The following is a 9554-nucleotide window of genomic DNA, read 5'->3' on the forward strand; positions in this document are numbered from 1 at the left end:
GGGGCGCGCGTCAATCCCTGGCACAACAGTTCGGCGAGTTGCAGCGGCGCGCCGCGCGCTTGCTGCAGGATCTGCAGCGCCGGGATCAGCCGCTGCTCGACATCGGTGAAATCGCTGCCGAACGGGAACGACGGCAGCAAGCCGGCTTCGCGCGCGGGCTTCAGAGCGGCAGTGATGCGCTCCGGCAGGTTCTGGCGATAGACGGATGAAATTTCAAAGTTTTTCGGCAGCTTGCCGGCATCCTTGGCGACTCGCGCCAACTCGTCCTGAAAGCGGGAATCCGCAACCTGCAGCATCGCCGCGATCACGTCGGCGTCTGACTTGCCCCTGAGATCGGCGACGCCGTATTCGGTCACCACGATATCGCGCAGATGCCGCGGGATGGTTTCGTGACCATAATGCCAGTGGATGTTCGATAGCATCTTTGTGCCCGACTGCCGCGCGGCCCCAAGCGCGAGGATAGAGCGGGCGCCCGACAACGCGAAAGCTTGCGCAACAAAATTATATTGGCCACCAACGCCGCTCACGACCTGCCCGTTCTCGAGGCCGTCGGAGACGGCCGCGCCCATCAGCGTTGCCATCATCGTGTTGTTGATGAAGCGGGCATCGATCCGCGCCTTGCGTTTGTTGTCTTCGTCGCCATAGAGTTCGTTGGTGAACGACACCGGCATCATCTGAATCTTGGCGATCTGCTCCGGAGCCATGTCGCGCAGGGCACGATAGAATGCCTTCGAGCCCAGAAAGAACGAGCCGTGCAGGATGGTGCCGCCCACTTCGCGCTTGAGGATTCCGGCTGCGATCAGGCCAAGGAATGCTTCGGTGAGCATTTCGCTGACCCCATAGAGCCCCTTGTCAAACGGCGCCGTTTCCAGCGCCGGTAAGCAAGCTCGCGCCGGCGCGAGGCGCTGCATGATGTTGCGAAATTGCGAGCTGTCGCGATGGCGGACGATCAGGCCCTGGGCGAGAGCATCCCCGATCTGGCCGATGCCGATCTGCAACGTGCCGCCGTCGCGCACGAGACCGGCAGCATGCAGGCCGATCGCGTATTTGGTGTCGGAAATCGGCTCCGATGGCGGCGCGAACAGCGGGAAGTCGGTCGCGGGACTGTCGAGCACCGCACTGAATTCCACCGCCGGCAAATCGCCCTCCCCCGGCATGAATGGCAGCTCGGAGTTGACCTGACCGACCAGCTTGAATGCGGCGCGTCCCTCGCGACGCGCGCGCAGCACCTCAAGCGTGATGTCCGTGTTGCAGCTCAGGCTATAGCGCACCGCGCCGTCGACCACCCGTTTGGCAACCAGTTGCGTGACGACGTTGAGCCCGGCAGCGAGCAGATTGGACGCCGCATGGGTGTAGTTCGCGGAAATATAGTTCTGCTGCGCCGACGGCACATGCATCCACTGCCCGGCCAGAAAAAAGAACTCGACGACACGGATGTTGGGTGGCAACTGGCGTTTGTGCTGCGCCTCGGCATAGACGAGGTCGGGATAGTTCCCAAACAGGCGGTCGATCACCGGGGCGATGAAGCGCTGTTCGAGCAGGGTCTTCGGCCGCGGCTTCTCGAGCGTCAGCGCGGAAAAGAGGGTGAGATCGATCGACCGATCCGCGCTTGCCCGCGCATAGAGGGCATTGACGATATGGTTCGCCTTGCCGAGACCGAGCGGCAAGCCCACCACCAGACGGGGCCCCACGTCGCGGATGATCTCCTCCGCGATGGCATCAGGTTCGGCGAACAGTGTTGGCATCGGTTCAGTCCGGCGCGAATTGGAACAAGCGGAGCCGGAATCGGCGCCGACAGGTGATAACGCGATGGAATCGATAATCATGTGTGACGCCAGCGCAACAACGACGAGTCGAAGTGTGTCTCACCTGCGGTTTATCTGTGGCGGAAACGTTGGTTTAGCGGTTAAGGATAAGGCGCGCGTCGGCGGGGGCTGAGGGCCGAGGCTGGGATTGTTTGGGTGCGTGTGCCGCTGGTCGGATCGACCAATGATAAGCTGCTGCATTCATATCATCGGCGCCTCGGGGGCGGGCGCCACCAGCCTCGGCCGCGCCTTGTCGGAAGCAATGGCGCTGCCGCACCGCGACACCGCCGGTTATTTTTGGCTGCCAACCACGCCGCGATATTGCGGCCTGAGCGCACCCTTGATGGCTGGGGCGGTGAGCTCCTGGCACATTTCGATCTCGCCGTCTTTCTCAAGACGCCGTTCGATCATTTCGGCGGCGCACAAGCCGGTCTCGGCGGGGAGCATGTGGAGCAGTCGGGTTTGCCGACCTTCTTGCGCTGGTGAATCCGGCAAGGCCTATGGGAAGATTTCCAGCGCCTGTCGCGCGTCGAAACTGGCGGATCCTGGTCGATAATCCGGCGCAACTTCATGGATTTGGCTAAACGGTTGAAACCACCTGCCGTGCGGAACGAAGCGCCGCCTCGGGATCGGCGCGCAGCCAGCTGGCGGCCTTGCGCAAGCCGCCGAATGGAAAGAGATGGAAGCCGGCGATCGAGGCGGTCACCTGGTTCGGCGCCGATAGCAGACCGCGCATGACCTCGTCGGGGGCGGCATCCGTCAACAGCCGGCCGTAGCGTCCGATCTGGCCCCGCAGCGCACGCATCGAACGACCGATGCCGCAGCGAAGCGCGAACTTGGTCAGCGTCGCCGCCGTCGCGGGGCCGGCGAGGCCAATGATCACCGGCAGAGCGAGATCGCGTGCGTCGAGCTCGCCCAGCCAAGTTAGAATCGGCGGGCTTTCGAAACAGAATTGGGTGACGATATCGACGGCAACGTCGCTCGCGCGGCCCCAATCCTGCCAGGCTTTCAGCAGCGCGAACGTGCCTGATTGGTCCAGATAGGGATGGCCTTCGGGATGACCGGCGACGCTGACGCGCGCGATACCGTGTTGCTCCAGCAATCCGCTCGCGGCCAGTTCCCGGCTCGACTTGAACGGACCTCTCGCGATCGCGGCATCACCCGCGATCAGCAGCACGCGGCTGACATCGGCCTCGCCGCGCAGGCGCGCCAGAAAATCGTCCAGCGCCTGGCGCGACGGCATCTCACGCGCAGCGAGGTGAGGAACCGGGCTAAAGCCGACGCGGCGCAGCGCGGACGCCGCGTCCACATTGTGGCGACCATTGTCGCCGGGCAGAAAGGTGATCGTCACCTCGGTGCCGGGCCGGAAATTTTCCAGAAGCTCGGGCAACCGGTAGCCGCGCGAGGATATTTCGATCGATGCGGAATCGAGCAGCGCGGCGAGACGGTCGGAAGATGGGAGATTGGGTGCGGTCACGACGCTGCTCCCATCGGTCAGCCCGGCGCGCGGCGGCGCGAGATGACATAGGTTTCATCGTTGAACCACAGCCCGCCATGCTGCTTCAGCACCCGGTCGGTGGCTTCCAGGTAGCGGCCGTCGCGCACCGCTTCCGACAGCCGGTTATCCTCGATCTGCGCGACATAGATCGCGGCATTCCAGGCCGCGAACAGCGTCGAGGTTCCGATCGGGCCCGATACCTCGTCCGGGAGGGTGTGCATGCGATAGCGGAAGATCGAACGGTCGTCCGAGGAGGCGTTGAAGTTGTAGTGGCGGGCGGCCGAGCCAAGCTCATGCTTGATCTGGCGCAGAATCGCGTAGCGATCGGTCTTGAACGGATCGTCGCCCGGCCAGACCCGGTCGATGATTTCGATGCCGGGGTCGTGGCCATGCGAATGGATACCGATCAGCCGGCCGCCCGGCCGCAGCGCACGAACCAGTGGCGTCACCACCTTGGAGGACTTGAACTCGACGCTCGCCCGCGCCCGATAGGGCTGCGAGGCGATCACCAGATCATAATCGGCCATCACGCGACCGGGCCGCGGCATGATCGGATCAAGCAGGAACGAATGGTCTTCACGCCGCAAGGTCAGAATGACCGGCCGCATGTAGACGGGGTTTCCGGTCTTCGGACTGATCCCGGCGCGCCAGTTCTCGGCCAAGAATCCTTCGAGCTGCCCGATCTGTTCGGCAAAGCCGTGCGCGGTATTGCCCGACAGCGCCACGTCCTTCCAGATCAGCCCTTGCGCTGATGTCACCGAGCGCGGCGTCAGCCACGGCGCTTCGGCATAATAGAGATTGGTGACGACCAGCACGGTGGCGGGATGCTCGAACAGGCGATCGGCCATCTTCTCGAGCATCATGCGCACGTCTTCGTAGGAAATCTCCTTGGCGACGGCATAGAGCGGCATGGTCGGAAAGCGCGCATGCAGCGCCCGCATCACCCGCGACAGCACCGTGCCGTCACCGACGCCGGCGTCGAACAGCCGCAGGGCCGGCGGCGACGGCTGCAGATTGGCCAATTCGAGCGAAATGCGGCTGGCGATCTCGGTCTTCTCGCTGCAGGTCGAGACGAACAGCAGATATTTCTGGCGATTGTCGAAGAAGCGGAAGCCCGCTGGAGCGACCTCGGCCGCCGCGGCTGCGCCGTTGACCGGCTTGATCGCGGCCGGAGGGGTCTGCTGCGCGCCTTGCGCGGAACGCTGTTCGGACAGATAGGCGCGCACCTTGTCGAGCGTTCCGGTCGTGATCCTGGCGCCATCGCGCAATCGCGCCACCAGCTTGCCATCGTTGACCACGAGCCGGCCGAAGGTCGATTCCGCGGTTCTGGTCGCGCGGCAGTAGTCCCGGATTTCACCGAGGATCTGATCCGACGTCCCGCCGCCGTTGTGGCGCTGTTCGATCCGCATGGTGGTAACGCTCCCCGCGGTTGTCAGCCCTGATGACATCAAGGGACGTCCGCGGAGAAGCGTCAACCACAAATAAAGTGGGCAGAGATGATGGGCGCGCGCCCACACATTGTGCGATAAGATAAGATGGCGATGAGATGAAGGGCTCAGGCGGCCGAAGTTCCAGCGGATCCGACAACACCGCGATGAAGTTGTCGATATCGGCGTCTTTGTGGGCCATGCACGTCCTCCCGGGTTGGCCGCGGCAAGCTATCCAGCACGAGCGTTATCGGTCCCATCACGTGGTCGATGCGGCGGCGTGATTGGCGGGCATCGGCGGTCAGCCGCGCTGCGGCCATTCTGGCGGATGGCTGCCAAGCGGCATCGCCGGCTGCGCCCAGAACGCTGGTGTTTCGGAGAGTTTTGCCGCGTGGCTGACAGCATGAAGCTGGCCGAAGCCCGACGGCACGTCCTCCATGAAAGGCTGCACGGCCTTGCCGCTCAAATCCTGGGTTTTGAGCCCATCGGCGATGCGGCCGAGGCCCCACAGCCAGCGGCCGGTCTGCGCCAGCGAAACCCGGACATGCCAGCTGCCGCCCTCGCGCGCCTGACGCGCCTTTGCCATCATGGCGCCGAACGCCATCAGGTAGCCGGTGGCGTGGTCGAGCATTTGCGCCGGCAATTCCTTGGGACCGTCGATGCCAGCGGCCTCGCCTTCGGCGTGATTGAAGCCGGTCGCGGTCTGCACCAGCGAGTCGAAGCCGCGGCGGTTCGCCCAGGGGCCCGAATGGCCGTAGGCGGACAGCGAAACGGAGACGATGCCGGGCGAGATTCTTGCCGCATCCCCGGGCGAGAAGCCGAGCGAGGCCAGCGCGCGCGGCCGATAGCCCTGCGCAAAGACATCGGCCTCCGCTAGCAGCGCGCGCAAGGTGTGCCGCCCCTGCTCGCTCTTGAGCTCGACGAAACTCGAGAGCTTGCCGCGCCCGGTGTCGATGGTGAGCCAGGGGATCGCCGGCAGTTCTGGGCCCGCGATCAGCATCACGTCGGCGCCATGCGCGGCGAGCGTCCGCCCGGCCACAGGACCCGCGATCACCCGCGACAGATCGAGCACGCGCAGGCCAGCGAGCGGACGAGAGCCGGCCGGCCATGGCCTTGACGGCGCCTCGCCGATCTTTTCGATCGTCAGGACCGGCAACTCGGCGAGCGCTTTCGCCTGCGGCAGCGCCGACCACTCCGCATGCGAGCGCATCAGCGCGACCACGCCACCCGCCGCATAGGCCGCGGTCTCGAAGTCGGCTCCGTTCCACTGCAATAGCGCGGCCGCGACCTCCTCGCGTTCCGGCTTGCACTGCAGGACCTTGCAGACCGCGTCGCGGTGATGCGGGAAATTGGTATGCAGCCGCACGAAGCGCTGATCCCCGGTCCGGTACACGCCGGCGATCACGTCCCAGGCCGGCGGCGGGGGTTTGCCGTCGAGGCGGAGATAGCGCTCGGAGCGGCATTCGGCGACCGCGTGGGTCATATCCACCGCGACGGCCTGTGACTGCCCGCTACGCAATGTCCAGATTCCAGCCGCGGCAAGGCCTGTGGCGGCAATCGAGACTTGCGCAGCGGCCGCGACGCGAAACGACGACGGCAATTGCGGCTCTTCGCCGGTCAGGCTGACGGCGTCGAGCGCGGCAGGATCGCCGCCGGCTAGGGTCCAGAGATCAGCCAGGATGTCGCGGGGGGATTGCATGTCGGGGTCCTCAGTCGTCACACGCGGGCTTGACCGCCTATCCATCATCCTTCGAAGACTCTTTGAAGAGATGGATGGCCGGGTCAAGCCCGGCCATCCGGCTGTGACTAGTGAAAATCCCGCGAGCGCGGCAAAATGCGGACGTTGCGGGGATGACGGATTTTCTGCGCGGGATTGTCGGGGTGGTCACGGCGGTCGTCATTGAGCGGCTCGATCAGCGCCGGCCCAGCCGGCACGGGAGGTTTGCGCCGGAGCTCATCATCGGCGAGGGCGATCAGCTCGCGCGAACGGTCGACCAGGCGCTGCGCGACCAGATGTGTCACGTGTTCGGGGCTGCTCTGGATGTAGCCCTCCACCAGGATCAGGCGCGCGCCCATCACCTCCTTGCGGAACTGTTCCATCACCTTCGGCCACACCACGATATTGGCGATGCCGGTTTCATCTTCGAGCGTCATGAATACCACGCCCCTGGCGCTGCCTGGACGCTGCCGCACCAACACCACGCCCGCGCAGCTGACCTTTCGTCTATCGTTATCATGGCAGACATCCTTGCAGGCGATGACACTCTCGCGTGTCAACATCTGCCGCAGGAACTGCATCGGATGGCCCTTCAGCGATAGCCGGATGGTCTGGTAGTCGGCGACCACCTGCTCCGGCAGCGGCATCAGCGGCAGGCTTGCCGCGTTTTCGTCCGGCTGTTCGCGCGCGGTGGCCGCTTCGAACAGCGGCAGCGGCATATCGTCGGGCAGCCGCCGCACCGCCCAAAGTGCTGCGCGGCGGTCGAGCCCGAGCGAGCGGAACGCATCGGCATCCGCAAGCAGGATCAACGCGCGCTTGGGCAGGGCGGTGTCGCGGGCGAAATCCTCCAGCGAGGTGAACGGACGGCGCCCCCGCGCGGAAACGATGCGCGCGGCCCAATCGTCTTCTATCCCTGCACCGTCATTCCGGGGCACGCGAAGCGTGAACCCGGCATCTCGAGATTCCGGGTTCGCTGCCAACCGGCCGCTTCGCGTCCCGTTGGCATCGTCCCGGAATGACGGCTGTGAAAAAGACGCCTCATCCCGGAACAACGCCTGCTGTTGCTTCAACCCCTCCTCATCCGGATCAACCCAGGAAAAACCGTCGATCTGGCGAAAGCCGAGCCGCACGGCGCAGTGTTTGCCATCCGCTGCCTCCAGCGTGTTCTGCGCGAAGCTGAAGGACACGTCGACCTCGCGCACCTCGACGCCGTTCTTGCGGGCATCGCCGACAATCTGCGCCGGCGCATAAAAACCCATCGGCTGCGAATTGAGCAGTCCGCAGCAGAACGCATCGGGATGATGACGCTTCAGCCATGACGAGACGTAGACGAGCTGCGCGAAGCTCGCGGCATGGCTTTCCGGAAAACCGTAAGAGCCGAAGCCCTTGATCTGGTCGAAGCAGTTCCTGGCGAATTCCGGATCGTAGCCGCGCGCGATCATGTTGCCGATCATCTTGTCTTCGAACTTGCCGATGGTGCCGACGTTGCGGAATGTCGCCATTGCGCGGCGCAGCCCGTTCGCCTCTTCCGCCGTGAATCTCGCGGCCTCGATCGCGATCCGCATCGCCTGTTCCTGGAACAACGGCACGCCAAGCGTCTTGTGCAGCACCCGGAACAGTTCGTCCGCATCGCCATGCCCGGACGATGGCGATGGATAGCTCACTTTTTCCTGGCCGTTGCGGCGGCGGAGATAAGGATGCACCATGTCGCCCTGGATCGGCCCGGGCCGCACGATCGCGACCTCGATGACGAGATCGTAGAATGTCCGGGGTTTCAGCCGCGGCAGCATGTTCATTTGCGCCCGGCTCTCGACCTGGAATACGCCGAGCGATTCACCTTTCTGCAGCATCTTGTAGACATCGTCGTCATCCTCCGATCTGATGTCCGACAGTTGGTAACGCATTCCCTTGTGGCCGGCGATCAGATCAAAACATTTGCGGATGCAGGTCAGCATGCCCAATGCAAGTACGTCGACCTTCATCATATGAAGCGCGTCGACGTCGTCCTTGTCCCACTCGATGAAGGTGCGGTCCTCCATCGCGGCATTGCCGATCGGCACATAGGTATCGAGCCGGTCCTGGGTCAGAACGTAGCCGCCGACATGTTGCGACAGATGCCTGGGAAACTCGATCAGCTCGGTGGCCAGTTCGACGGCAAGCGCGATCATCGGATTTTGCGGATCGAGCCCGGCCTGCTTGACCTGCATCTCGTTGAGGCCCTTGCCCCAGCTGCCCCATACCGTGTCGGCCAGCGCCGCGGTGACGTCTTCGGTCAGGCCAAGCGCCTTGCCGACATCGCGGATCGCGCTGCGCGGCCGGTAGTGAATGACGGTGGCGATGATCGCCGCGCGGTGACGGCCATAGCGGCGGTAGACATATTGCATCACCTCCTCGCGCCGCGAATGCTCGAAATCGACGTCGATATCCGGCGGCTCCAACCGTTCCTTGGAGATGAAGCGCTCGAACAGCAGATCGACCTTGGTCGGATCGACCGAGGTGATGCCGAGCACGTAGCAGACGGCGGAATTTGCCGCCGATCCCCTGCCCTGGCAGAGGATGTTCTGGCTGCGCGCATAGCGCACGATGTCGTGCACGGTGAGGAAATAATGCGCGTAGTCGAGCTCGGCGATGAGGTCGAGCTCCTTGCGCAGGGTGGCGCGCAGCGCATCGTCGATCCCGCCGGGAAAATATGTCTCGACGCCCGCGCAGGTCAGATCCTCCAGATGCTGCTGCGCGGTCTTGCCCGGCGGCACCGGCTCGTCCGGATACTGGTATTTCAGCTGATCGAGGGAAAACGAAATCCGCTCGGTAAAGCGCATGGTTTCACGGATGGCGTCCGGATGGTCGCGAAACAGCCGGGCCATTTCCGCCGCGGGCTTGAGATGGCGTTCCGCATTGGCCTGCAGCCGCCTGCCGATCGCCTCGATGGTCGTCTTCTCGCGGATGCAGGTCAGCACATCCTGCAACGGACGCCGCGCCGGGTCATGATACAGCACCTCGTTGGTCGCAAGCAGCGGCACCTGCGCCGCCAGGGCCACGCCCTGCAGCCGCGCCAGGCGCCGCCGGTCATCACCGCGATAAAGCAGGCTCGCGGCGAGCCATAGGCC

The 9554-nt window shown here is 64.4% G+C and carries 6 protein-coding genes; 1 reads left to right on the plus strand and 5 read right to left on the minus strand.

The window, feature by feature from the left end; translation table 11 throughout:
- Positions 1-1745 (minus strand): acetyl-CoA hydrolase/transferase C-terminal domain-containing protein (locus tag WCB02_RS36370; protein WP_423966473.1); only part of this gene is annotated, 1745 nt, incomplete at its 3' end.
- 216 nt (positions 1746-1961) lie between these two features.
- Between WCB02_RS36370 and WCB02_RS36375 the strand changes: the two genes are divergently transcribed.
- Positions 1962-2291: a hypothetical protein gene (locus WCB02_RS36375; RefSeq protein ID WP_423966476.1), complete on the plus strand. Its 330-nt coding sequence runs from the start codon at positions 1962-1964 to the stop codon at positions 2289-2291.
- A 94-nt stretch (positions 2292-2385) separates the two neighbouring features.
- On the opposite strand, the gene WCB02_RS36380 is transcribed toward WCB02_RS36375, so the two are convergent.
- The 4 genes from WCB02_RS36380 to WCB02_RS36395 form a co-directional block, all read right to left on the minus strand.
- Positions 2386-3282, minus strand: coding sequence for a hypothetical protein (locus WCB02_RS36380; RefSeq protein ID WP_423966479.1), 897 nt, complete (start codon positions 3280-3282; stop codon positions 2386-2388).
- Between the two features lie 17 nt (positions 3283-3299).
- Positions 3300-4712 (minus strand): hypothetical protein, encoded by a 1413-nt coding sequence (locus WCB02_RS36385; RefSeq protein ID WP_423966481.1) that lies wholly within the window; start codon positions 4710-4712, stop codon positions 3300-3302.
- 319 nt (positions 4713-5031) lie between these two features.
- Entirely contained in the window at positions 5032-6429 is a 1398-nt protein-coding gene (locus tag WCB02_RS36390; protein ID WP_423966483.1) for a CoA transferase, read from the minus strand.
- Positions 6430-6536: 107 nt separating this feature from the next.
- Positions 6537-9554: error-prone DNA polymerase (locus WCB02_RS36395; protein WP_423966485.1), on the minus strand; the 3018-nt coding region annotated here is incomplete at its 5' end.

Source organism: Bradyrhizobium sp. (assembly GCF_049581145.1).
Lineage (GTDB): Bacteria > Pseudomonadota > Alphaproteobacteria > Rhizobiales > Xanthobacteraceae > Bradyrhizobium.

Bases quoted from the DNA above. Each gene is read 5' to 3' on its own strand.
- WCB02_RS36390 (WP_423966483.1), bottom strand. From the start codon at position 6,429: ATGCAATCCCCCCGCGACATCCTGGCTGATCTCTGGACCCTAGCCGGC.
- WCB02_RS36385 (WP_423966481.1), bottom strand. From the start codon at position 4,712: ATGCGGATCGAACAGCGCCACAACGGCGGCGGGACGTCGGATCAGATC.